Below are 25,611 nucleotides of genomic sequence, written 5' to 3'. Positions count from 1 at the left end.
AATTTTTGTAAACTTTCTGAGATATTTATTTTGAGAGATGGAACATTAGTTAAAAAATGGCAAATTTGTCCCTAAGTAACAATGTTCCTCCGGCTATACATATAGCCTGCTGCTAAGGCAGTAAAATCCGAAAGTGTTTATTGTGGTTGGCCAAGAGCATGGAGACATTAGAGTTCATAATTTATCCAGACGGTCGGGTACAGGAAAAAGTCACTGGCATTGTAGGAGCTTCTTGTGCTGAAGTTACAGCCGCGATAGAGGCACAGCTAGGGCAAGTACTTACTCAAGAGCCAACCTCAGAATATTTCGCTGCTAATGTGCAGGAATCTAGTGTAGTGAATACAAACACTACCTACAGCGATTGGTAAGTTTTCCACATAGTTTAGTGTCATCGATTTACAACAACCATGTCACACTTTAGCCAAATTAAAACTCAAATCCGTAACCTAGAATCCTTAAAAGATGCTCTGACTGACTTAGGCATTGACTGGAAACCCGGCCCTAGAGAAGTACGTGGATATCGTGGTCAAACCCATCCTGCGGAAATTACCATTGAGCAGGAAAATGGCTATGATATCGGTTTTAGATGGAATGGCAAAGAATACGAACTAGTTGCTGACTTGCAATATTGGCAGCAAAATCTATCTGTAGATGGTTTCTTGCGGCAAGTTACTCAGCGTTATGCTTATCAAACAGTAGTACAAGAAACAGCGCGTGTAGGCTTTCAGGTAGCTGAACAGCAAAAAAATGCAGATGGTTCGATTCGCTTAGTTGTACAACGCTGGAGTGCGTAATGGATGATTTTCTGCCGTCACCGGAACAACAAGAAGATCGTTCCGGTTTCGAGCCAGAACTCGGCGGTTTTTTACGGGATGCGCCAGAACGTTCTGGACTAGAACCGGAATTGGGGGGTATAGTACGCCAAAAAGGTGTTTACGTTGATGAAATCACCTGTATTGGCTGTAAACACTGCGCTCATGTAGCGCGTAATACCTTTTATATTGAACCAGATTATGGGCGATCGCGTGCAATTCGCCAAGATGGGGACGCGGAAGAAGTTATTCAAGAAGCAATTGACACTTGTCCGGTTGATTGCATTCATTGGGTTGACTACACAGAACTGAGAAAGTTAGAAGAAGATCGCAAATATCAGGTTATTCCCGTTGTTGGCTACCCGGTAGATCATGCAGTTGCTACATCACAAAAGCGGCAGAAGAAACAAAAATTAAGGTACAAAAAATCCCGTTATTAAAATAGAAATTTTAAGTTAAAACAAAAGGACTGCTTTGAGTAGTCCTTTTGTTTTGAGTGATATTTAGGATTTGCTGAAAAAGTTCTTTAGTGGAGGTAGGGAACAGGTTTGGGGGAACAGGGAACAGTTTCAAGAGATGGATGGGAGCGATTTTCCCTCAATATAGAAGGTTGGGTTGAGCAACGAAACCCAACATAAATATCGAAAACATAAATCTCATTCACCTTCGAGAAAAGTCTGTACCTTGCCATCTGGACTGAGAACAACTCTAATTCTACTATTGCGTCCGTAGCGATTGGCAGAAACAAACTGTTCTCCAATGGCAGGCATACCCGCCATATCAAAGTTCTCTCTAGCGGCTTTACCTAATGGATCAATTCGTTCAACTGAGCCATCCACACCAACCATCACGCTATATTCTAGAGTTTGCTCAAATCCTGTAGGCGGCTGCCAGCGTTTTTGCAAAAATGCTCTAGCTTCTGCTACTTGGGGTGTATCAAATAGCGTACTGCTGCTGTTCACAGAAACTTCTGTGGGTGTGGGATTGTTGCGTGTCTCCCTTAATCTTCTGGCTAAGGAATTAGTATCAGGGACATTGGAGGGGGTAGTTGCAGAGGAACTAATTCTGGCTTCAGGCTGTGGGGAAGTGACTGGTGAGTAAAGTCTAGGAACAGCATTGCTACTGCTAGCATTTGGTATAGTAGCCAGTGGCGCAGGGAGTGGGGCGGGAGTAGAAGATGGCCTGGGTGGTAAATTCCGTTTGATAGGAAGCCCCAAATCTGGGGAGTTACTTGGTAATGAAGGATTAGATTGAATAGCAATTTGTTGATCTGGGATGTTAACTGGTGAATTGCTAGACACTGGTGGAATTTGTGTTTGAGGTAAACTCGATGTTGGTTTTGATTCCAGAGAATTAGCTGCTAGATCAGAACTAAGAGATGGCTGGGTTGTTGTCGGTAAATTAGTACTGGGAGGTAATACAGGGGTAGAAGTCAGAGGTAAGGATGAAGAATTATTAGGGGGAGTCAGTTGTGCTTGAGGTGTAGGGAAATTAGGCTCAGGTGGCAGTTGGAGAGCAACTTGTGACTCTGGGGACTCTGCTGTTTTGGCGGTTTGTGTCTCCTTTGTTCGCAGATTGCTAGCATATTGCCAAGTCAAAGGCGTTAAACCTATAGCTATAACAAACATTGCAGCTACAGTCACCCAGGTAGGGAAGCGTACCACTGAACCATTTTGGTTGAGCATAGGTAACGCTAAGACATCAGCTGTATATTCATCTAAAGCATTTGCTAAATCAAACAGTTGCAAAAGAGTCAGGGAAATAACAGCACCAGACACTTGATTAGCCAGAGAACCGAGATATAAATTGTGAGTTAAATAACTGTTGGCTTCTAAGTAGATTTTTGACCCTGAAATTGGGAATGTAGAATTATTTGATGTTTTGGCTAATAAAGGTTCTGGCTGGAAATCTGTTAATTCTGTGTTATCCGATACTTTAGTGGAATCCTCAAAACCAGACAAACTAAAGCAAAAGCTTTCCGGCGAGCGTTGTAGAAGTTCTTGTACGTAAGTAGTGACAGCATCACATAAAGCTTCTAGTTGATCACGATCGCCTCTGATTGGCACTCGCTGTTCTTCTGGCACAGTTGGATCATCAAAGCGTAACTCAAAAGTTAACTGCTTGATTACAGGTTTCCCCATCCACCGAGATAAAGGAGAACTTTGGGCTGATACTTCTAGAGTACAAGTAGGAGGTGTGTAGCGACGAATAATAGAGTTTGATAGAGGCATGGTAGGACAAACAAAAGGTTTTCAAATTTTTGCAGAACGGTCTATGAGTGCTAACCAGAGACGGCGATGTCCACCAGGTGCGCTGTAAAACAGTAAATCTATCAGCAGCTTGATAGACAAATTGGTAAGTAGATCCGTTGAGATTTGTTCATCCTCTTCCATGCGTTCTTGGTAAGTGTTGCAGAAAGCATCAATATAATCTCCCAGTAAAGCAACCTGATGCGGTTCTCGATTTTTTGCCGCCACTTGTTCAAGTAGTCCCACAGCACGGCGAATCAATTCTTGGTGCTGTTTGGCGAGGTAACAGATAATCAGAACTAGCGATCGCGCTTCTTCTACATCTAGTTTTTTTCGCCCTCCTTGACCTTTGCGTATGGGATTCGACTGTCGCAGTCGCCATAAAGCTACGCGATCTGGCACTCTCGACTCCAAATTCAAATCAATTGCGGCTGAGAGCATCGCCTCAGAACCAAGGCCAGTTAAAGTTTCTAGTGCCATCAGCACTAAATCTAACTGGGTTTTAATGTTTTCCCATTGCACAACATTAGGGTTGGGAAGTTTAGTTAAGTCCTCCCACTGGGAATTGGGAGTGGCTGAATCAGCGGCCGAGTGCATAACTTTTAGCATAGGTGATCAGGCTGATAGGGGCGGTTGCTGTTACCCATTTTGAAACCAGACTCTTGATGATGAGAGTTGGTTTCTTGTTTAGAAGGCAGAGGGGCAGGGCAGGGGGCAGGGTGCAGGGGGGAGGGGGCAGGAAATAAATTTCACAATTAAAGAGGATAATGATATCTTTTCCCCTACACCCCTACACTCTTACACCCTTCTCTCTACACTTACTTTTCTTACTTTTGATAAACAGCAATTGTCACTGTCTTACTCTACAAGATGAATTTTTATTTTCAACAGTGTTAAAGATATATTTTGCTGGTAAAATTTACGAATCTAATCAGCTAATTCCGTACAAAAGTATAAATAAATATCTTTAAATAATCTCCCCTTTAATTATTCATTACTAGCAGCATTAGGTCATGAATAATCTAAATATGAAAAATTCTCATCTAATACTTGTGATATTTATTGCTTAAAAATTAGGTTGTTAGTTAATGGGAATTGGGAATTGGGAATTGGGCATGGGGCATTGGGCATTGGGAATTGGGCATGGGGCATTGGACATGGGGGAATAGCACGCTTGTTAAGCTGAAACCTCGTCAGGGCAGGGTGTGCTTGGTGTGGGATGGTAGAGAACAAATCTTTCCCCCCACACTCCCCTCTCTCCCCACACTCCCCCCTCCCTTGTCTCCCTTGTCTCCCCCTGCTCCCCTGCTCCCTGCCCCCTGCCCCCTGCACCCCTGCCCCCTCCCCCCTGCCTCAACCAATATAAGCAATAGTCACCCCACTACCACCATCAGTTTGTTCTGCGGCTTCAAAGCGGCTGACTCTGGGATGCTGGTGTAAAAAGGCGTGGACACCTTGACGTAATTTGCCAGTGCCGTGACCGTGAATAATCCAGATTTGACCTTGAGCTTCGGAAATGGCTTTATCTAAAATTATTTCCGCATCAGCTACCCGTTTACCACGGATATCGACAGTATTTTTGGAAGTGCGAATGGCTGGGGCGGCTGGGGGTGGTGGTGTAACCGTGGCAGGGCTGGGTTTGGGTTTAGCGATGGGTTCTGGTTTTTGACCATCAAGGGATTCGATATCTTGCAGCTTGACAGTCATCTTCATAATCCCAAAGCGGACGCTTAATTCGCCATCTTCATCTGGTGCGGTTAAAACTTCTGCTGTTTGTCCAAATTGAGATAAGCGAATGCGATCGCCTACTTTGGGCATAAAGCCAATTTTTTGTTTAGGCGGTGGTGCTGGTTGATACTTTTGGGCAATTTGATTAATGGACTGGGTGGCTTTTTGGGCATCTTGGGCTGTGGCTGTACCCTGTTGCAAGCGGCGAATAACTTTGGCAATTTCACCTTTGGCTTGGGTAATTGCTTGTTGTACAGCAACTTCCTGAGAAACTTTCAGGGATTGTTCCCTTTCTTCTAGGGCGGCGGCTTTTGCTGATACTTCTTTATACAACCGTTCCGCTTGTTGTAAGAGTTTTTGCGCTTCTGCCGCTTTAGTTTCTTGACTACGACGTTGAGCTTCTAACCCTGCAATTACTTGATTTACTTCGTCTGTCGCCTCCCCCACTTGGGTTTTTGCCTGTTCTACTACTTCTGGTTTTAATCCCAAACGCAAAGCGATCGCCAAAGCATTAGAACGTCCCGGAATCCCCCACAATAGACGGTAGGTAGGGGATAAAGTCGTCTCATCAAACTCTACCGAAGCGTTTTCAAAACGCGCATCTTCGTATTTGAGGGCTTTTAATTCGCCAAAGTGAGTTGTGGCGATTGTCAACTGGGCATGATCAGCCAAGTAGTTGAGAAGTGCGATCGCCAAAGCACTCCCTTCCGCCGGATCTGTCCCCGCACCAACTTCATCGAGTAAAACTAGAGATTGGGTTAAGGGCATGGGGCATAGGGTATGGGGCATTGTGTCTTCTTCCCTGTCGTCTGTCACCTGTTCCCTGTCACCTGTCACATCTCCCTCATTGCCTAAAGCATTCAAAATGCGACTAATGCGGCGAATATGACCAGAGAAAGTAGATAAACTTTGCTGTAGGGATTGCTCATCACCGATATCTGCCAATATTTGGTCAAACCAGGGGATTTCTACTGGCTCACGGGCTGGGACGAATAAACCTACTTTGGCCATTAATGCTGCCAATCCTAGGGTCTTTAGTGTGACAGTTTTGCCCCCAGTGTTCGGCCCGGTAATTGTCACCACTTTGATATGTGGACTGATTATTAAATCAACGGGAATGACTGCATGACCTTGTTCGTGGTGCTGTTGCCAAACTAATAAAGGATGGCGTAGCTGTCGTAAGGTGATGATTTCCTGTTGTTCTCGGTCTACAAATCTAGGGGGATTAGCTTGCAACCATAAACTATATCTGGCTCTGGCGGTTGCTAAATCCAATGTAGTGACAATTGCCAATAACCTTTCTAAGTCAGGCTTGACGGCTGCCACTTGTTCCGTTAAAGCCCGTTTAATGACTTCTTCTTCCGCTTGCTCTCTCCTGATGGTTTGACGCAATTGATTGCCCATCGGCACAATTGAATTTGGCTCAATGTAAAGAGTTGCGCCACTAGTCGAAGTGTCATGAACAATACCAGGAATCGCATCTTTTTGTGGTGCTTTTACGGGAATAACAAAGCGATCGCCCCGTTGGGTAATAATTTGTTCCTGAACTGCCCCAGATTTAGCTTGTAAGATATTTTGCAGCTTTTGGGTGATTTGGCTGCGTAATCTCCGCAATTCCGTGCGAATTTCTCCGAGTTTAACGCTAGCACGGTCAGTTACTTGCCCTCGCTCATCAATACAACGGTGAATTTCTTGCTCTAATTCGGGATAAGTGCGTAACTCAGCGACAAGTTGTTTTAATACTGGTAAATCTTCTTGGTTATCAATAACACGGCGTAAACTTCTCGCCCCTGCCAAAGTAGTAGCGATCGCCAATAATTCATCCCCAGCCAAAATCCCTTGGAGTTCTGCCCGTTCTAAGGAATCACCAATATCTTGAACTCCTTCAAAAGACAATCCCGTCGTGACGCGACTTTCTAGTTGATAGACTTCCTTAGTTTGTGCTAATAAATGCTCACTTGCTGCTTGAGATGCAGGGATTTGGAGACGCAAAGATGCGATCGCCCCTAACTTAGTAGCGGCAAACGTAGAGAGGTGCTGGCATAAACGATGCCATTCCAGTAGTTCTAAAGTTTCAGATTGGATCAAGGCTGCAACATCAAATCTGACAAGTATCGTATCAATTCTAGCTTGAGTGTTGACTATTGACCCTTGACTGGGGATGAAGACTTTTAGATTTTAGTCATTAGTCTTGATTTCCCCAATTCCCCATGCCCCATTCCCAATGCCCCATTCCCAATCCAAAAAAAACGCTGCAATTTATCTCACAATTTGATACCCTAGCTAGAACAGAATTTAGAAAAGTTAACAGCGTGGAAATTCAACTTGGGCGGGGGAAGACAGCTCGTAGAGCCTATGGCATTGATGAAATTGCTTTAGTCCCCGGTAACAGAACACTCGATCCGAGTTTAGCCGATACTCGGTGGAAAATTGGTAATATCGAACGAGAAATTCCCATCATTGCCAGTGCAATGGATGGTGTAGTTGATGTGGGGATGGCTGTCAAGCTGTCAGAGCTAGGTGCATTGGGTGTTCTCAATCTAGAGGGTATCCAAACTCGCTATCTTGACCCAAATCCCATTTTGGATCGGATTGCATCCGTAGGTAAAGATGAATTTGTTTCCTTGATGCAAGAACTCTATGCCGAGCCAATTAAGCCAGAATTAATTGAAAAACGTATTCAGGAAATTAAAGCACAAGGCGGTATTGCCGCAGTTAGTGCTACTCCAGTAGGTGCTAGCAAATATGGCGAAGTCGTTGCCAAAGCTGGGGCAGATTTATTCTTTATCCAAGCTACAGTAGTTTCTACTGCTCACCTATCACCAGAGTCAGTTACACCCCTCGATTTGGCAGAATTTTGCCGTTCTATGCCTATCCCGGTCGTTTTGGGGAACTGTGTAACTTACGAAGTTACTATGCAGTTGCTCAAAGCTGGCGCGGCGGCTGTATTAGTAGGGATTGGCCCCGGTGCAGCTTGTACATCTCGCGGTGTATTGGGTGTGGGTGTACCCCAAGCAACTGCGATCGCGGATTGCGCCGCCGCCCGTGACGAATACTTCCAAGAAACTGGTAAGTATGTCCCCATCATTGCTGATGGTGGTTTAATCACCGGTGGCGACATCTGTAAATGTATCGCCTGTGGTGCTGATGGTGTGATGATCGGTTCTCCCTTTGCTAGAGCCGCAGAAGCCCCCGGAAGAGGCTATCACTGGGGTATGGCTACTCCTAGCCCAGTACTGCCCCGTGGGACGCGAATTAGGGTTGGTACAACCGGTTCTTTAGCGCAAATCCTCACCGGGCCAGCCGGGCTAGATGATGGTACTCACAATCTTTTGGGTGCTTTAAAAACTAGCATGGGAACATTAGGCGCGAAAAATCTCAAAGAAATGCAGCAAGTCGAAGTTGTGATTGCGCCTTCTTTGCTAACCGAAGGTAAAGTTTATCAAAAAGCTCAACAATTAGGCATGGGTAAATAAAGGGTTAGGAGAATAGGGTTAGGGGAATAGGCAATAGTTGGAGAGTCCTTGATTTTTAAGCAACTAAGTCAGGAATAATTGTAAAATCATAGAGAAATTCATCATTTCTTAAACCCCTACACCCCTATACCCCTACACCCCTATACCCCTATACCCCTATACCCCTACACCCCTATACCCCTATACCCCTACACCTAATAAATACCTAATCCTGAATACATAAATACCTTCAATACTTCAGAAATTTTTTTCCACAGTCTTAAACATTCCCTGGAAAAATCACATCTGTCGCCTACAATAGAAATAGCGGAGACGCATGTTTCCGTTCACTCCTCACACCACACTCCGCCCGGACTACTGTTCGGGCGGTTCCTTATGTCTATAAATTTATGAATAAATTCTGGAGTTCTTTGCAAATGTACATCCTTATATTTCTGTTCGATGTTTTTGCTATGGTAGAATTTTCACGAAAGTCAGAAATATAATTGGCAAAGGTTTTTAGGCATGTCAGCAGCCGCACAAGTTACAGATTCTACTTTTAAGCAAGAGGTACTCGATAGCGATGTACCTGTTCTGGTCGATTTTTGGGCTCCTTGGTGTGGCCCTTGCAGAATGGTAGCACCTGTCGTTGATGAAATCGCATCTCAGTACGAAGGTCAACTAAAAGTTGTGAAAGTCAACACGGATGAAAATCCCCAAGTTGCTAGCCAATACGGCATCCGCAGCATCCCCACCTTGATGATCTTTAAAGGTGGACAAAAGGTTGACATGGTAGTGGGTGCAGTACCTAAAACTACATTAGTTAACACCTTGGAAAAGTATTTTGATAAGTAATCAAACAAGTCAATTTCTTTTGAGTAGTCGATTAGTGATTAAATTTGAGTCAATATTTGTCAGTAAGTTTGTGAGATGTGAAATTGATCGTCTCACAAACCCTTTATGCTCTAAAAAATAGAGTCAGAATCACACTGACAAATTGACATTTCATTAAGACTCATCAACCTGTTAGGGACTGTTAACCGTTAAATTTTGACTGTTGACTGTTGACTAATGAACAGCGATCGCTCAATTGCACACCAAAATTAGGTAAAATGTAATGCCATTGTGTTGGCAGTTCCCATGACTTCATCTGCGTCGTTTGACACATTCGAGTCTCTCCAAAAGGATCTCGGTGCATTAATTGACCGCTTACCGACTTTAAAACATCGGCAATACATTCAGCAGGCTCTAGCTACTATCATTCGCCTAGCTGATAGTGATATCGATCGCCTCGATTGGAAGATATTGTCTGCCTCTCTAGCAGATATGGAGCGAGGCTTTGAGCTATTTTATGACTATCGACACGTCCGCAAAGTCACAATTTTTGGTTCGGCTCGTCTCTCGCCAGACACACCAGAGTACCAAATGGCTTTAAAATTTGGCCGTGCCATCACCCAGTTAGGTTTTATGGTCATGACTGGTGGCGGTGGTGGAATTATGGAAGCTGGTCATGAGGGTGCAGGTAGAGACAATTCTTTTGGCTTAAATATTCAGTTACCTTTTGAACAGCAAGCTAACCCAATTATTGAGGGTGATCCTAAGTTAATTCATTTTAAATATTTCTTTACCCGCAAGTTATTTCTCCTCAAAGAAAGTGATGCTGTCGCCTTATTCCCTGGCGGCTTTGGTACTCAAGATGAAGCTTTTGAGTGCATGACATTAAGCCAAACAGGTAAATTCGGCCCCGTCCCCGTAGTTTTAATTGACCACCCAGGCGGTAATTATTGGCAATCTTGGAGTCAATACATTGATGAACATCTGGTGAAAACAGGCTTGGTAAGTCCTGAAGATCCCAGTCTTTACACCGTCACCGATAACTTGGAAGTAGCTTGTGATGCTATCACCCGTTTTTACCAGGTTTATCACTCTAGTCGCTATGTAGGTGATCAGTTGGTAATTCGCTTGATGCAAGAGTTATCAGATACAGAAGTGGAATATCTCAATGATCAATTTAGTGACATTATTGTCAAAGGAAAAATTGAGAAAAGTCAGGCTCTACCACAAGAAAACCAAGACGAAACTGTTGACCTACCACGCATAGTTTTATACTTTAACCAACGAGATTTAGGACGTTTGTATCAAATGATCGCCGTAATCAACCAGATGGGGATGATTTCCTCAAAAGAGCAATTACATCCAGAAAAAAAATAGTTCAACAATGAGAGCCACAATGATTTGCTGACTATAACTTCGTCGCCTGCAAGCAAATATACCTCATTTGCTGGAAACAAATGCTTCCAGAAAAATAGCCAAAACAACCTTTAAACGTAGGCAATCACTAAATGACTTTGTTTGCTGATTTTATTGATCTTGAATAATTTGGTAAATGTAGATAATTTAGTCAATATATCTGCGATCGCCCTGACTCAATGCTGAAATCCGAGGTATTGTCAAGGGAGATACGCAAACTATGTCATTTAATCTACCCATAGAGGGAAAAACCACTAAATTATTACGTCTCAATACTGATTTACACCAAAAATCCCGTATAGTAGCACAGTAAATTAAATTTTTGTGTTCTGTTATATCCTAAGAGGATTAAATCATGCTGGAATTGTTGGGTTCAGGTTTGGTATCTCTGTGGTTAGAGATGGCTGGAGTTCAGATCAAGCCGTCAGATGCCTTGGAACTACTAACTTGGCAAAGTAGCCCTGGCTTAGTTATTGCACCCGATCCCAATCCAGCAGGAGCTAATACCGTTAAACAATATCTCCAAGGATTATTAACATCTAAGTTAATCGCCCAGAATCTGACTCAAAGTCAGGGAATTTGGATGCAGTCTGGGCCAGTATTGATGGCTGATCATCAAGGTACAACACCTTTACCTGCGGCTTCTCTGACTAAAATTGCAACTTCCTTGGTGGCTTTGCAAACTTTGGGTTCTCAGCACCAATTTGATACGATGATTAGTGCTACAGGGCCAATAGTAAAGGGTGTTTTACAAGGAGATTTAGTCATTACTGGTGGTGGAGATCCGATGTTTGTTTGGGAGGAAGCGATCGCTTTAGGTAATACTCTCAATAAAATGGGGATCAAGCAAGTTAAGGGAAATTTAGTCATCACTGGCAATTTCGCCATGAATTTCCAGCGTCATCCCCTACTAGCTGGGCAAATGCTCAAGCAAGCTCTCAATTCCAAATCTTGGACTCGTCCAGCCAATTATATTCATTCCATCATGCCCAAGGGTACACCCAAACCCCAGCTTGTGATTGCCGGACAAGTCAAATTTACACCCCAGCCTAAACCCCAACAAACTTTACTAGTACGTCACCGTTCTCTACCCTTGAAACAATTAATCAAGGAGATGAATGTTTACAGCAACAACGAAATGGCGCAAATGCTAGCAGAAGCGGTAGGTGGTCATACAGTAGTACAGGTAAAAGCCGCCAAATTAGCGAATGTACCAGAGGCAGAAATTCAGTTAATTAATGGCTCAGGACTGGGACAAGAAAACCGCATTTCCCCTAGGGCTGCTTGTGCGATGTTAATGGCAATTCAGCAAGCGGCTGCAGCTGATCAACTCAACTTGGCTGATTTATTTCCCACCTCTGGATTTGATCACCGAGGCACAATGCAGTATCGACACCTACCGTCAGCCACTGTCATGAAAACTGGGACTTTAAGAGATGTCAGTGCTTTAGCTGGGGTTGTACCAACACGCGATCGCGGTTTAGTTTGGTTTGCAATTATTAACCGTGGTTCACAAATCACAGCTTTTCGCCAACAACAAGATAAACTCCTACAAAATCTCGTACAACAATTAGAAGTTCCTGCCAGCGTTCCTAATGCCCTCACTCCCCATACAGCTAAATCATTACCAGAATTAGGTAATACTAAGCGCAATGAGATTGTGTTTAGAGGTTAGGGGTGTAGGGGTGTAGGGGTGTAGGGGTGTAGGGGTAGAGGAAGTAAATTCTACCTTGTCTCCCTTGTCTACCTTGTCTCCCTTATCTCCCTTATCCTCCCACTCCCCACTCCCCAATCCCTAATCTCTCCCCTTCGGAACAATTTCTGTCACTACCCGCCCAGAACCGCCTCCTTTAACTACAATATTTTCGGTTTGCAGATTACCCACAGCAGTCTCCCCCTTAAAATTTAGAGGGGGATCAACTTGCTGATAAGCGACATTTCCTTGAGCTGATAATAATTTTTTGTCTAGATACCAAGTCATTTTTTGAGCGTTTAATGTCTGACGACGTTGCCCAATAGCGTTGACGTTGCCTGTTAAATATACTATTTTTTGAGGAATTTTCATTTCGCCTTGTTTGGCGGTGACAGTCAGATTTTCTGCTTTGTGAAAGACGCGCACAGGTGAATTTGTGTTGACATTTTCTCGGTTTATATTCCAAGTTATCGAGTTACTGACAATTTGCATGGGAGGCTCTAATAAATCTAATTGAGCGTTTTTTTCTAGGGTGGCAATCTTAGTTTTGAGGTTGACTTGGGCAGCATTACCTTTAGCGCGATCGCTGATTTGATTGTTTTTGTAACGGTCAATTTGAATAAGGCGATCGCTAATTAATGTTTCTGTTTTAATCTGCCAAATTAAATGCTCGGTTCGCATTTTCATCTGGGGATCGGCGGAGCTTGCTACTACACCTCCCGAAAATTCCATGCGTTGTTCACGGGTTTTTACTTTTGCTTCCTGTGCAATGGCTTGCAGTTGTTTATGAGTACCATTAATTTGGTTACGGACAATTAATAAATCTTCTTGGGGTCGCCATTCTAATTCATTGCCGCGTAAGATAATCCCATTAGCTGGGTCTGTGGCTACGATTTTGCCTTTGAGAAATAATTGTTTACCATCCTGTTCAATGTCTGCTTTTTCGGCTTTGACTTGGTAAACTACTTTACCGTCTTGATAAAGTTCTCCATAGGGATTTTGAGCTTCACCAATTTGCTTTTCTTTGGTGTATTCGGCTTGTTTAGCTTTGACTCTCCAAACTGGCCTACCTACTTCATCTGCTTGTTCGAGGGTGACATCAAAGAAAGTTAAATTACTATCTTGTCTAGTTGAATCAGAATTTGCTTGGTTGTTTTTCGGGGTTCTAAATCCGCAACCTGCTAAACCAATAATTAAGAAAATACTTAAAAGTAGGTAATACCACTTAATTTTCAGCCAAGAGAATGGGGGGGAAGTTGTTGTCTTTCCCCCCTGTTGATTTAAATTGGTAATTTTTTGGGATTTTTGTGGTTGATAGTTCATTAATCCTGAATTTCTAGGTGTCCATCGCTGGGATCATCTAAAAATCCCATACCAGATAAAGGTCGATAGGGGTAGCTTTGGCGTGGGGTTTTTTGAATGTCTTCTTTGATGGCTTCTAAATCAATATAGCGATCGCTAACATTAATTAAGCTATCACTAGTCATAGAACGCAAACTTACAACCTCTACCCGGACACCACGATAACTTACAGAATTGACTGCATAGGCTAGATCCCCGTCTCCACTTACTAGCACGGCGGTATCATAGGAATCCACCAAAGCCATCATATCTACGGCAATTTCTACATCTAGGTTGGCTTTTTTTGAACCATCTGGTAACTGTACTAAATCTTTAGCAATGACTCGATAACCATTGCGCCGCATCCACAACAAAAAACCCTGTTGTTTTTCGTTGGTGCGGTCTACACCAGTGTAGAAAAAAGCTCGCAACAACCTAGAACCGCCTGTTAAGCGACATAGCAGTTTCGTGTAATCGATTTCAATTCCTAATTGCAAAGCTGCATAAAATAGATTTGAACCATCAATAAATATAGCAACACGTCCTCGATTTTCTAAAACCTGCTCAGGCGTAAATATCGAGTCATTTTCTAGATTATTCAACATTGTTGTCATACCTCATTTTTATTTTTGATATTTTTGATAGAAGTTTTCAAGTTGAAAATAGTATTGGCTTATGATAACGTTTGGGGCTAATAATTAAGGTTAGCCCCGTTATTTTTTCAGAAGAAAATAAAAAATGGCACTAGATTGGAATTAATCAAAAGTTAAACGGACTAATCGTTTTTTGGTGGTTCTATGCGTTTAAAAATGGGTTGGGGTTTGCCCAATTTTTGTTGACTAGATAGTAATCCCCATTGGGAATGGGTAGAAAAACTGGCTGTTTGCTCGTTAAAATTAATTCCAAAGCCGAGTTGCTGATAAATATCGCTACTGATATTCGGAATTACTGGAGAAAGTAGATAAGCTGCTAGTCTAACAGATTCTAAAACTGTGTAAAGTACAGTTTCTACTTCCTGTTGTTGCCCTTGTTTATATAGTGTCCAAGGTGCTTGTTCATCAATATACTTGTTGCTGGCTTGCACCAGTGAAAGCACGGTTTCACAAGCTTGGTTGAACGCTAGTGATTCGTAGGCTAGTTTGACTTTTTCCCCTAAATTCAATCCGATGGCTTTCAAAGGATTTTCCGCAGGAATGGCTTGGTTGTTAACTGAGAGCGTGTTTTCAGCACAGTATTTTTTCACCATGTTAAGAGTGCGATTGAGCAAATTACCTAAATCATTTGCCAAATCTGCATTCAAAACATTAATGAATCTAATTTCATTAAAGTCGCCATCTTTGCCAAATTCGATTTCCTTAAGGAAGTAATAACGAACTGCATCACTACCATAGCGTTGCACCAATGCAACGGGATCAAGGGTATTACCCAAGCTTTTACCCATTTTTTGACCATCTTTGGTTAAAAAACCATGACCAAATACTCTTTCTGGTAAAGGTAAATTGGCTGACATTAACATTGCCGGCCAATACACAGCATGGAAGCGGAGGATATCTTTACCAATTAAGTGCAGGTTAATCGGCCACCATTTAGCTAGGGCATTTTCTAGGGTGGGGTTACTATCAGCATCTAACAAGGCTGTGACATAACCTAACAGGGCATCAAACCACACGTATAAGGTATGGTTAGGGTCAGTAGGTACAGGAAAACCCCAATCTACATTCACCCGCGAAATAGAAAAATCTTGTAAACCTTGGCTGACAAAGTTTAAGACTTCATTGCGGCGACTTTGTGGTTGAATAAAGTCTGGGTGAGATTGGTAAAATTCCTCTAATTGGCTTTGGTACTTAGATAAGCGAAAGAAATAGTTCTGTTCATCTCGCCACTCGACTTCTTTGTTGGTATGAATAGGACAACGATGGCCTTCTAATAAGTCCCGTTCTTCTTTAAATTCTTCACAGGATACACAATACCAGCCTTTTTGTTGGCCTTGATAAATGTCACCAGCCGACCACACTCTTTGGAAGAACTCTTTGACAATTGCTTCATGGCGTGGTGAAGTTGTACGAATAAAGCGATCGCATTTTATGTTCAACAAGTCCCACAAAGTAGCAAAACTAGCAGATATTTGATCACAAAACTCTTGTGGTGCTTTGCCTAAACTTTGTGCCGATCTCTCTATTTTTTGTCCGTGTTCATCTGTACCTGTAATTAGTAAGACTGGCTGTCCTAGCAACCTATAAAACCGTGCTAGGGTATCTGCTGCCATTGTTGTATAAGCACTACCTACATGGGGTACATCGTTGACATAATATAACGGGGTTGTTAGTGCAAATGTTTTTTCTGTTTTATCCACTATATTCATGCAAAATAAAAATCAAATTATTAAAACGATTAATCGATTAATTTTAATGGCAAAACCAAGTAATTATATAACATTTCTATCCTTTTTTCCAGTTACAGTTTTATATTAGCAAATTTACGACATTGAGCATGATTTTGCTATTTCTAAAAATCTTTTATAAAAATAACGAAAATTAACTACTAACAGTCTCAGTAAATGTTTTTTCTGATATTTATGCTGATAGGTAGTGTAAACCTCCCAATCACTTAGATTCACTAGATTTTGGTTATAGAATATTTCTACCTTAAGACAGTCATGGTATTAGTAAAGAAATGTAAAAATTAAATCAAGATACACTGCGATATTTTTCGGAAAATATATAAATGAGCGATGAGTCTAAATAGTCCTCTACAAATTTCTCAATCATTCTTAGCTACACTCTCAACAAATATGTTTCGCTATTACGAGGATCGCATCCCACGAGATGCTAGTTTGTTAATAGTGAGCAATCATCGCAGTTTTATGGATGCCCTGATTTTAATGGCAGCTTTAGAAAGGCCAATTCGCTTTGCTTGTCATCACTACATGGGACAAGTCCCCATTTTGCGAGAGATTGTTACAGGACAATTGGGTTGTTTTCCTCTAGAAGACAATCAACAGCGTCAGCAAAGCTTTTTTATGCAATCCCAGCAGCTATTACGCAGAAAACAGATGGTGGGAGTGTTTCCTGAAGGTGCTAATCCAATGGTGAAATACACCCAACCAAATCAAGTGGGTGAATTTCGTCGGGGGTTTGCTCATCTAGCATTGCGTTCTGATGTGCCAGATTTAGCCATTTTACCAATTGCGATCGCCTCTTTAGAAGAGGTGAATACAGCTGCTTTTCCCTTGCGATTGTTAAGTTTATTTGACCCTTCTGAACCTTTATTTGCTCAATCGGGTTGGCATCCCCTGGTAATTTATCGGCGGGTTGCTGTGTTAATTGGTCGCCCTTATTGGATTACATCTCAACATCAACACCAATATCGAGGTAAACAGGCTAGAAACACCGTTGCCGAACTAACTGCATATTGTCACACTGAAATTGCTAACTTACTCATGCAAGGTTGCTACTGAATCAGTTATCAGTCATAACAGTGGATAGTGGAAGCCCAGTCAACTGCCACCAATCACTGTTTACTATTAACATTGTAGATGCTTTTTTAACTTAATAGTCATCAAGAAGATAACTTAGCTCATGAGTACAGTTGGATATCAATAGGATTTATATATGCAATGCCTAGATAAATATCTAGACTAATCATTTAGTACTCACGTCTTGTACCTCGGTTAAAAACCGGGTTTCTGAACGGATTTGCAAGAAACCCGGTTTTTTGGGGCTTGGGCTTGTTGAGAATGGTGCAAGATATAAGTATATATGTCCGTGAAAACGCATATATATAAAATTGCATTTAATCAATTTATTACATGATATAGCAATGACTGCTAACGAGCGGATTCATCTATATTTTGAATTTAAGTTAAGTAATTGTTAATTTATCAAAATAAGTCTAAAGTAATTGTTACATTTAAAACTATGATTTGATCAGCAGTCTGACCTACTTATGAAATTGGTTAACTGTTCACTGCTGATGGTTAACAGTGAACAGAAAAAAAGCTAGTTTCTGAGTGTGAATTTTGAACCCTTTTATGTTCCTGTTGATGTAGAGTAGGGGATTTTCGAGGGGTAAACCTGAACAAAACCGAGAAGTGATTAAAATTTTGCCATAATGCCAGAAATTGAACTAAAGCCGTGTTTTCTTACACCTAGACAAGTTAAGCCAGAATATCCCCTATTTGTGTATTTACCCGGAATGGATGGAACTGGTCAACTATTGCGATCGCAAACGGCGGGATTAGAAGTGGCTTTTGATGTCCGGTGTTTGGCAATACCTCGGCAAGACTTAACAACCTGGGAAGTACTGACAAATAACGTCTTAGACTTAATCCATGCAGAATTAGAAAAAAGTTCCCAGAGATCAGTTTATTTATGTGGAGAGTCTTTTGGCGGTTGCTTGGCGATGAAAGTAGCAATCCAAGCTCCACAATTATTTAAACACATAATTTTAATTAACCCTGCATCTGCCTTTGGACTGCGGCCTTGGTTAGATTGGACATCCCAACTAATGTACTTAGTCCCAGAATGTTTTTATGAGGTTGGCGCACTGGGTTTATTACCATTTTTAGCATCTTTACCCCGAATTTCCCGGAGTGTGAGACATGAATTGCTAAAAACCATGCGTTCTGTACCAGCACAAACAGTCAATTGGCGAGTATCGATGTTGAGAGAATTTCAGATTGAAGAAGATAAATTACGTTCTCTCAAACAAAAAGTTTTATTAATTGCTGGTGGTAATGATCGCCTGTTACCTTCCGTGAGTGAAATTCAACGGTTAGCCAAGATCATACCCCATAGCAAAAGTTTAATTTTACCCGAAAGCGGACACGCCTGTTTATTAGAGCAAGATATTAACCTCTATGAAATTCTGCAATTTCATAACTTTTTAGAGATCAACAACCTTGCAAACAATACACCATTCACTATGGACATGAAAAAAGTGTACAAAATTCAAAATGAAGCCAAATATCAATAACCAATTACTTGACAAACACTCCGCGTTACTCCGCGCTGACTCCCTCTTCCTCTGCGTTTAAAAAACTTACCCAAATTAACGCCAACTTTGCACTAATTGGTAGATGTCAAAAGAGTCAATTTTTCATTACAACCGAAAAAGAGAGGCTGTAATGAGGATAGTGACAACCAATGGCAGACGAATCACAATCAACAAAAAAAGATATCAACCAATTAGTTGATTCACCCACAAATCAAAAGCAACCATCTTTGATAGATACAGTAGTGGGAATAGGAACAGCAACCGTAAAAACTACTCATAATTTATTAGATCAAGCAACTCAAATCACAGGTAAAATCATCAATCATATTGGTGAAAACTGGCTAATTAGAAGAATATCTGGATTTTTAAATCTTAATTGGCTAATTGGTGCTAGCAATAATATTGATGTAGAAAAAGTAGCAGTTGCAGTTCAAAAACTCCAGCAAAAATACCCCCAAGAATCCCCTAGAGAAATTGCCCATCGCATCATGATGGAAAAAGCCACTAAAGCTGGTGGGATTGGTTTAGCAAGCAGTATTTTGCCAGGAGTAGCCGCCGCCTTATTAGCGGTAGATTTGGCAGCAACCATGCAATTACAGACAGAAATGCTGTATCAAATTGCCTATGCCTATGGACTAGATTTACAAGATGCCAGCCGAAAAGGGGAACTATTAACAATTTTTGGTTTAGGCTTGGGTGGGAATCGCCTTATGAAAGCTGCTGGATTAGCTTTGTTACGTAACGTCCCCTTTGCGGGAGCAGCGATCGCGGCCAGTGCAAATGCTACGATGAGTTATTCTCTAGGATATGCAGCTTGTCGCTTTTACGAAGCCAAACTAGATGAATCGGTATCCCTGGAATCACCGGAAACACTGGATAAATTAAAAGCAGAAAGCGAACAATATTTAGAAACTGCGATCGCTCAACAAGCCGTTATGGATAAAATCTTAGTCCGTATGATTTTAGCCAGTCACCCGGAAAAGACTTGGCAAGAAATTTTACCTCAACTACAAGCCATCAACCTCAGTCCGACTTCCATCTCAGCCATTGAGAAAAATCTTAAATCACCCCAACCTCTAGATCAGCTACTCAATCAACTGAATCGAGATTTTGCCATACCTTTACTAGCACAGTGCCAGAGAATTGCCCAACTAGACAATCAGACTACAGCAGTAGAGCAAGAAATTATGAGTGCGATCGCCAACAAATTTAATATTAATCAATAGTTATTGTAATTGCTCAGGATCAACACCGAGCGATCGCAAACGTTGCTTTAACTTACGCTCACACCAAAGTACTGCCTCCCCTATGCCCTATTCCCCATGCCCAATTCCCTACTTTCCAATCCCTCACTCCGAAAATTTTAAGCAATACTTGTACAAGAAGTAAGTTTACGCAAAATGCAAAAATGGCAATTCAACTAAGTGACAAGCCTTTGCTAGAGTGGGCAGGAGATACGCTAGCGATCGCATTATTTGAAGAAGCAGTAGAGTTAACTGGTGAACTGGCAACTTTAGATCAACAGTTCTCTGGCATTTTAAAAGAAGTCATAGCAGAAGAAGAATTTACAGGCAAAGCCAACAGCACCATTTTTACCCGTGTCAGTGGTGCTAGCCCAGTTAAAAAAATCATTTTGGTGGGTTTAGGCAAAGCCGATAACCTCAAACTAGAAACCCTCAGAAGGGCGGCGGCAGCAGTAGGGAAAGTCGCCAAAAAGCAAAAAACCAAAGTTTTAGGCTTTAGTTTTCCCCTATGGAACAATGATCCCTCTGCCACAGTGCAAGCACTCGCTGAAGGTGTACAGTTAGCCCTTTACCAAGACATTCGCTTTAAATCTGATCCAGAAGATAAAGGCTCACAAGTCGAAACGATCGAATTTCTCGGTTTCGCCGGACAAGAAGCCGCAATCACCAAAGCTAACCAAATCGTTTCCGGCGTAATCTTGGCTAGGCAATTAGTAGCCGCACCAGCCAACACCGTTACACCCGTGACGATGGCAGAAACAGCCCAACAAATGGCTCAAGAACATGGTTTGCAGATTGAAATTTTAGAACAAGCAGACTGTGAAAAATTAGGCATGGGTGCTTTTTTAGGCGTGGCTCAAGCTTCTGACTTACCACCGAAATTTATTCACCTCACCTACAAACCACAAGGCACACCCAAACGCAAACTCGGAATTATTGGTAAAGGCTTAACCTTTGATTCTGGTGGATTAAATATCAAAGGTGCTGGTAGCGGCATCGAAACCATGAAAATTGATATGGGTGGTGCAGCCGCAACTTTAGGCGCAGCCAAAGCGATCGCGCAACTCAAACCTGATGATGTTGAAGTTCACTTTATCTCGGCTGTCACCGAAAACATGATTAGCGGTCACGCCATGCACCCAGGAGACATCCTCACAGCATCTAACGGCAAAACAATCGAAGTGAATAACACCGACGCTGAAGGGCGTTTAACCTTAGCTGATGCCTTAGTTTTTGCCGATAAATTAGGATTAGATGCCATTGTTGATTTAGCTACCCTCACAGGCGCGTGTGTAATTGCCTTGGGTGATGACATTGCCGGCTTATATTCTCCTGACGATGCCTTAACAAAACAGCTAGAACAAGCATCAGAAAGTTCAGGCGAGAAAATTTGGCGGATGCCAATGGAAGATAAATATTTTGAAGGCTTAAAATCTAGCATTGCCGACATGAAAAACACCGGGCCTCGTGCTGGTGGTTCAATTACCGCATCCTTATTCCTCAAACAGTTTGTCAAAGACACAGCCTGGGCGCACTTAGATATAGCTGGGCCAGTTTGGGCAGATAAAGACAACGGCTACAACGGCACTGGTGCAACCGGCTTCGGCGTGAGAATGTTGGTTAATTGGGTACTGGAGAATTAGGGGTATAGGGGTGTGGGGGTATAGGGGTATAGGGGTGTAGGGGTATAGGGGTATAGGGGTGTGGGGGTATAGGGGTATAGGGGTATAGGGGTATAGGGGTGTGGGGGTATAGGGGTATAGGGGTGTAGGGGTATAGGGGTATAGGGGTAGGCTGTTGACTTTGTCGGTTTTAAGGCAGAATTAGTTCATACAATAATTGTGTCGGAAAAATCCAGCAAAGTCAAAGTCTATGCAAGAGTTTAAAAGCCCAGTGAGTAGATTAGCGAGATTGTTCAAGAAAGGTAGAGAAAACTGGAAAGAGAAGGCGGTCGTAAAACAGAAGCAAATCAGAGCTTTAGAAATAAAAGTGAGAGACTTAACGGATTCGAGAGAGAAGTGGAAAAAGCGTGCGATGGCGGCAGAAGCAAGGTTAAAAAAACTGAAGTTGGAGGAGGAGAGCGAAAAAAAGCAGAAATCGAAAACCAATCAGCCGACATAGAATCGGAGATGGGTGAAACAGACTTAAAGATTAAGGGTCACTATTATGATGTAAAAACAATTCAGCAAGCGATACATTTGTTAATCAACAGTGGGATTAGTTTTAGAGGTGTAGAGAAAGTTTTTGAATTATTTAATGATTGTGAATCACAGGCAACTCCTAGCTTTAGCTGTATTAGAAAATGGTTAGGAAGAATAGCAATATATGAGTTAAAAAGAGAAAAAGAGTATCGCAGGGATTGGATTTACATTGTGGATTTTACTTTAGCATTGGGAAAACATAAAGCTTTAGTTGTGCTAGGGGTGTCACAGGAATACTTATTATCAAATGTAATTGAGGAAAAGAGGGGATTATCACATAAAGACGTAGAAATACTAGCAATAGAAATAATGGAGTCTACCAAAGGAGAAATCATAGAAAAGCAATTAGATAAAATTAGCCAAAGGGTGGGAGTACCAAGACAAATCGTTGCAGATAATAGTAGTGACCTAGCGCGTGGAATCAAGCTATATCAAGAAAATAATCCAGAGGTAATTTATACGCATGATGTGACTCACGCAATGGCATTACTATTAAAATATCAATTAGAATCAGATAAGAGATATCAATCATTTATCCAAAAGTGTAGCATATGTAGGCAGCAATTACAGCAAACAGAATTATCTTTTTTAGCTCCGCCATCACAGCGTTCTCAATGTCGTTATTTTAATATTGAAAGGCTAACTAATTGGGGAATTAAGTTATTAAACTCATCAGTGGAAACTCTAATTAGCCTGATTCCAGATATTGCCCCCACAGTGATTTATCAAAAAGTCAGAGATAAGTTGGGGTGGTTAAATGATTATCAATCAGATTTAATTAAATGGAATCAAATGGTATTGCTAACACGCCGTATCGAAACTGAGCTTAAACAATCAGGAATCAATCATGATTCTCTTGTGCATTTCGCAAATAATCAAGATAATTATGATGATAATTGTCTCCAGAAGCTTCAGCAAGATATTTTGGGTTATCTAGCTGTTCAATGTAACAAAATCAAGCATGAAGGTACTTTTTTGGCTACTTCTGATGTTATTGAATCACTCTTTGGAAAATACAAGCAATTTTCTGCTCGCTGTCCATTTAAAGAAATCAGTCAAATGCTACTAACCATATGTCTATCGACTATGGATTTAACAACTACTGTTGTTAAAAATGCACTTTTAAATATTAGCTTTGCTGATGTTGAAGCATGGTTTCTTCAGGTTTTTGGTCAGTCTTCGCTCTCGAAACGAAAAATATTATTTTCTCCTGATTACGAAGACACAGAAACTGCATGAACTTTTACCCCTAAAAAAAGTACAGAGTCAACAGCCTAGTATAGGGGTATAGGGAAAGAATAAATATAAATTATTCTTCCCTTACACCCTTACACCCTTACACCCTTACACCCTTACCAACTATGTGCTATCGTAGGCTTACTGTGATAAGCTGTTGCAAAAGTAACAACATCTCTTTGACAGTGAGAAAGTTAAGGTTTTTCAGTGAAGCCATCTGGTAAAATTTGTAAGGTTTCTAAGAAGCTCTGAGCAATGGGATCGACTGGCGTGCGGATAGCAATTGATGCAATGGGAGGGGATCATGCTCCCGGTGAAATCGTTACTGGCGCGGTGCGGGCCAGTGAAGAATTAGGTGTGAAAGTTTTATTGGTGGGTGATCCCCAAACAATAAAAGCTGCCTTGCCCCCAAAAACCAATTTGGAAGGAGTGGAAATCATTCCGGCTGAGGATGCGATCGCAATGGATGAAGAGCCTTTAAATGCGGTCAGACGCAAACGCAAGGCTTCCATCAATGTGGCAATGGATTTGGTGAAGCAAGAAAAGGCAGATGCAGTATTCTCTGCTGGTCATTCTGGCGCAGCTATGGCCTCGGCTTTACTTCGTCTCGGCAGATTACCAGGGGTTGACCGTCCAGCTATTGGTACGGTATTTCCCACCATCAAAGCAGGTAAGCCAGTCTTAATACTGGATGTGGGCGCAAACGTAGATTGTCGTCCCAAATTTTTAGAACAGTTTGCTGTAATTGGTTCGATTTATAGCCAATATGTTCTCGGTACAGATGAACCCAAAGTGGGTTTGTTGAATATTGGGGAAGAAGACACCAAAGGTAATGAGTTAGCTTTGCGGACTCACGAACTCTTGCGCGAAAACCCTTACATTAGCTTTATTGGCAATGCTGAGGGGCGAGACGTGCTTTCAGGCGAATTTGATGTAATTGTCTGTGATGGTTTTGTAGGTAATATCTTACTCAAGTTTGCTGAAGCGGTCGGCGGAGTAATTTTGCAAATCTTACGAGAAGAATTACCTCAAGGATTACACGGTCAAATTGGAACAGCTCTTTTAAGACCCAACCTCAAGCGCATTAAACAGCGCATGGATCACGCCGAACACGGCGGTGCTTTGCTGTTAGGTGTTTCAGGAGTTTGTTTGATTGGCCACGGCAGTTCTCAAGCACCTTCAGTATTTAACGCCATTCGCATGGCTAAAGAAGCTGTGGACAATAAAGTTATGCAACAACTGCAATCCCAATATGAGATGCTACAGAGTGAGAGTAGTTAGCAATCAGCCAAAAAACTAGCAATCCAGAGCTAGTAACAAGTCATTGGTTAGCAGTTGAAAAACTAATGACTGATGACTGATGAGTAATAACTAACAGCTGATAGCTTGGGAGATTAGGAGTGCAAAACATAGGCATAGCAATTACAGGAAGTGGTTCAGCAGTACCAGCAACTTCCCTTCACAATCAACAACTAACCGAACTGGTAGAGACATCAGATGAGTGGATCAGTACCAGAACCGGGATTCGTCAGCGACGATTAGCAAATTCCACTGAGTCATTAACTACCCTAGCTACAGCTGCCAGTCAGCAAGCGATCGCCTCAGCCGGAATTACACCTGCCGATTTAGACTTAATCTTGCTGGCCACTTCCACACCAGATGACTTATTTGGTAGTGCTTGTAAAATTCAGGGAGAGTTAGGGGCAACCCAAGCAGTAGCCTTTGACTTAACAGCAGCTTGCTCTGGTTTTGTATTTGGCTTAGTTACAGCCGCCCAATACATTAAAACAGGTGTATATCGTAATGTACTTTTAATTGGGGCAGATATCCTCTCTCGTTGGGTAGATTGGCAAGATAGAAGGACTTGCGTATTGTTTGGTGATGGGGCCGGTGCAGTTGTATTGCAAGCTAATGATAGCGATCGCCTATTAGGATTTGCCCTCAAAAGTGACGGTACACAAAACCACTATCTAAACTTGGCTTATCAAGGCACTCCCCAAGAAATTATCTCAGATGTAAATATTACTCAAGGTACTTATCAACCCATCACCATGAACGGCAAAGAAGTTTACCGCTTCGCCGCCCAAAAAGTGCCAGAAATCATTGATAAAGCCTTATTTGCTGCTAACCTCACTGTTGACCAAATAGACTGGCTCTTACTACATCAAGCCAACCAACGCATTCTGGATGCTGTAGCTCAACGCCTAAATATTCCGAGCAGCAAAGTAATCAGCAATCTCGCTAATTACGGTAATACCTCCGCCGCCTCCATCCCCATAGCTTTAGATGAAGCGGTGCGGCAAGGTAAAATTAAAACCCATGACATCATAGCTGCATCCGGTTTTGGAGCAGGTTTAACCTGGGGGGCAGCCATTTTTCAATGGGGCAAGTAAAGATTAGGGCATGG

Annotated in this window: 22 protein-coding genes; 14 read left to right on the top strand and 8 right to left on the bottom strand. The window is 42.0% G+C overall.

The genetic code is table 11. From position 1 onward, the window contains the following. Nucleotides 1-158 precede the first annotated feature (158 nt). From ACPZ3T_RS14655 to ACPZ3T_RS14645, 3 genes are read left to right on the top strand one after another with little or no spacing between them, the layout of a single operon-like run. Complete coding sequence (locus ACPZ3T_RS14655; RefSeq protein WP_490277076.1) at nucleotides 159-368, top strand: DUF2997 domain-containing protein; 210 nt, start codon at nucleotides 159-161, stop codon at nucleotides 366-368. 39 nt (nucleotides 369-407) lie between these two features. After that, nucleotides 408-794 (top strand): DUF1257 domain-containing protein, encoded by a 387-nt coding sequence (locus ACPZ3T_RS14650; RefSeq protein WP_103139046.1) that lies wholly within the window; start codon nucleotides 408-410, stop codon nucleotides 792-794. Continuing rightward, nucleotides 794-1,252, top strand: coding sequence for a ferredoxin (locus ACPZ3T_RS14645; RefSeq protein ID WP_490277075.1), 459 nt, complete (start codon nucleotides 794-796; stop codon nucleotides 1,250-1,252). Before ACPZ3T_RS14650 ends, ACPZ3T_RS14645 begins: the two co-directional genes overlap by 1 nt. Before the next feature lie 216 nt (nucleotides 1,253-1,468). Here the strand turns inward: ACPZ3T_RS14645 and ACPZ3T_RS14640 are convergent, their stop codons facing one another. The 4 genes from ACPZ3T_RS14640 to ACPZ3T_RS14625 form a co-directional block, all read right to left on the bottom strand. Beyond that, entirely contained in the window at nucleotides 1,469-3,043 is a 1,575-nt protein-coding gene (locus tag ACPZ3T_RS14640) for a DUF4335 domain-containing protein (protein ID WP_490277074.1), read from the bottom strand. 21 nt (nucleotides 3,044-3,064) lie between these two features. Beyond that, entirely contained in the window at nucleotides 3,065-3,670 is a 606-nt protein-coding gene (locus ACPZ3T_RS14635; RefSeq protein WP_490277073.1) for a DUF3038 domain-containing protein, read from the bottom strand. 450 nt (nucleotides 3,671-4,120) lie between these two features. Further along, entirely contained in the window at nucleotides 4,121-4,393 is a 273-nt protein-coding gene (locus ACPZ3T_RS14630) for a hypothetical protein (protein ID WP_490277072.1), read from the bottom strand. A 21-nt stretch (nucleotides 4,394-4,414) separates the two neighbouring features. Further along, entirely contained in the window at nucleotides 4,415-6,877 is a 2,463-nt protein-coding gene (locus ACPZ3T_RS14625; protein WP_490277071.1) for an endonuclease MutS2, read from the bottom strand. A 224-nt stretch (nucleotides 6,878-7,101) separates the two neighbouring features. Between ACPZ3T_RS14625 and ACPZ3T_RS14620 the strand changes: the two genes are divergently transcribed. From ACPZ3T_RS14620 to ACPZ3T_RS14605, 4 genes are all read left to right on the top strand, one after another. Continuing rightward, nucleotides 7,102-8,265, top strand: coding sequence for a GuaB3 family IMP dehydrogenase-related protein (locus ACPZ3T_RS14620; protein WP_490277224.1), 1,164 nt, complete (start codon nucleotides 7,102-7,104; stop codon nucleotides 8,263-8,265). A 504-nt stretch (nucleotides 8,266-8,769) separates the two neighbouring features. Next, nucleotides 8,770-9,099, top strand: coding sequence for a thioredoxin (trxA, locus tag ACPZ3T_RS14615; RefSeq protein WP_490277070.1), 330 nt, complete (start codon nucleotides 8,770-8,772; stop codon nucleotides 9,097-9,099). A gap of 285 nt (nucleotides 9,100-9,384) precedes the next feature. Then, nucleotides 9,385-10,455 carry an LOG family protein gene (locus ACPZ3T_RS14610; protein ID WP_490277069.1) on the top strand — a complete coding sequence of 357 codons (1,071 nt, stop codon included), beginning with the start codon at nucleotides 9,385-9,387 and terminating at the stop codon, nucleotides 10,453-10,455. Between the two features lie 394 nt (nucleotides 10,456-10,849). Continuing rightward, nucleotides 10,850-12,169 (top strand): D-alanyl-D-alanine carboxypeptidase, encoded by a 1,320-nt coding sequence (locus tag ACPZ3T_RS14605; protein WP_490277068.1) that lies wholly within the window; start codon nucleotides 10,850-10,852, stop codon nucleotides 12,167-12,169. Here ACPZ3T_RS14605 and ACPZ3T_RS14600 read toward each other — a convergent pair. From ACPZ3T_RS14600 to metG, 4 genes are all read right to left on the bottom strand, one after another. Continuing rightward, a complete protein-coding gene (locus ACPZ3T_RS14600; RefSeq protein ID WP_490277067.1) occupies nucleotides 12,128-12,286 on the bottom strand; it encodes a hypothetical protein in 159 nt (52 codons plus the stop codon). The genes ACPZ3T_RS14605 and ACPZ3T_RS14600 overlap by 42 nt on opposite strands. 3 nt (nucleotides 12,287-12,289) lie before the next feature. Then, a complete protein-coding gene (gene lptC, locus ACPZ3T_RS14595; protein WP_490277066.1) occupies nucleotides 12,290-13,510 on the bottom strand; it encodes an LPS export ABC transporter periplasmic protein LptC in 1,221 nt (406 codons plus the stop codon). Further along, nucleotides 13,510-14,133: a LabA-like NYN domain-containing protein gene (locus tag ACPZ3T_RS14590; protein ID WP_103139118.1), complete on the bottom strand. Its 624-nt coding sequence runs from the start codon at nucleotides 14,131-14,133 to the stop codon at nucleotides 13,510-13,512. The genes lptC and ACPZ3T_RS14590 overlap by 1 nt, the downstream gene beginning before the upstream one ends. 170 nt (nucleotides 14,134-14,303) lie before the next feature. Continuing rightward, on the bottom strand, nucleotides 14,304-15,890 hold the full coding sequence (gene metG, locus ACPZ3T_RS14585; protein ID WP_490277065.1) for a methionine--tRNA ligase: 1,587 nt from the start codon (nucleotides 15,888-15,890) through the stop codon (nucleotides 14,304-14,306). A gap of 369 nt (nucleotides 15,891-16,259) precedes the next feature. Between metG and ACPZ3T_RS14580 the strand changes: the two genes are divergently transcribed. The 7 genes from ACPZ3T_RS14580 (at nucleotide 16,260) to ACPZ3T_RS14550 (ending at nucleotide 25,597) form a co-directional block, all read left to right on the top strand. Continuing rightward, nucleotides 16,260-16,985 carry a lysophospholipid acyltransferase family protein gene (locus tag ACPZ3T_RS14580; RefSeq protein ID WP_490277064.1) on the top strand — a complete coding sequence of 242 codons (726 nt, stop codon included), beginning with the start codon at nucleotides 16,260-16,262 and terminating at the stop codon, nucleotides 16,983-16,985. Nucleotides 16,986-17,638: 653 nt separating this feature from the next. Continuing rightward, nucleotides 17,639-18,502, top strand: a complete 864-nt coding sequence (locus ACPZ3T_RS14575; RefSeq protein ID WP_490277063.1) for an alpha/beta fold hydrolase — start codon at nucleotides 17,639-17,641, stop codon at nucleotides 18,500-18,502. Nucleotides 18,503-18,672: 170 nt separating this feature from the next. Then, entirely contained in the window at nucleotides 18,673-19,749 is a 1,077-nt protein-coding gene (locus ACPZ3T_RS14570; RefSeq protein WP_490277062.1) for a hypothetical protein, read from the top strand. Between the two features lie 182 nt (nucleotides 19,750-19,931). Next, the gene (locus tag ACPZ3T_RS14565; RefSeq protein ID WP_490277061.1) at nucleotides 19,932-21,410 is read left to right on the top strand and encodes a leucyl aminopeptidase; all 1,479 of its coding nucleotides are present in this window, start codon (nucleotides 19,932-19,934) and stop codon (nucleotides 21,408-21,410) included. A gap of 375 nt (nucleotides 21,411-21,785) precedes the next feature. Continuing rightward, nucleotides 21,786-23,207 (top strand): hypothetical protein, encoded by a 1,422-nt coding sequence (locus tag ACPZ3T_RS14560; RefSeq protein WP_490270384.1) that lies wholly within the window; start codon nucleotides 21,786-21,788, stop codon nucleotides 23,205-23,207. Between the two features lie 252 nt (nucleotides 23,208-23,459). Beyond that, entirely contained in the window at nucleotides 23,460-24,485 is a 1,026-nt protein-coding gene (plsX, locus tag ACPZ3T_RS14555; protein ID WP_490277060.1) for a phosphate acyltransferase PlsX, read from the top strand. A 119-nt stretch (nucleotides 24,486-24,604) separates the two neighbouring features. Next, nucleotides 24,605-25,597 carry a beta-ketoacyl-ACP synthase 3 gene (locus ACPZ3T_RS14550; RefSeq protein ID WP_490277059.1) on the top strand — a complete coding sequence of 331 codons (993 nt, stop codon included), beginning with the start codon at nucleotides 24,605-24,607 and terminating at the stop codon, nucleotides 25,595-25,597. Nucleotides 25,598-25,611 lie beyond the last annotated feature (14 nt).

The organism is Aliinostoc maniaoense (assembly GCF_058172895.1).
The sequence above is the reverse complement of the archived record's forward strand: the minus strand, read 5'-3'. Positions and strand labels throughout refer to the sequence as shown.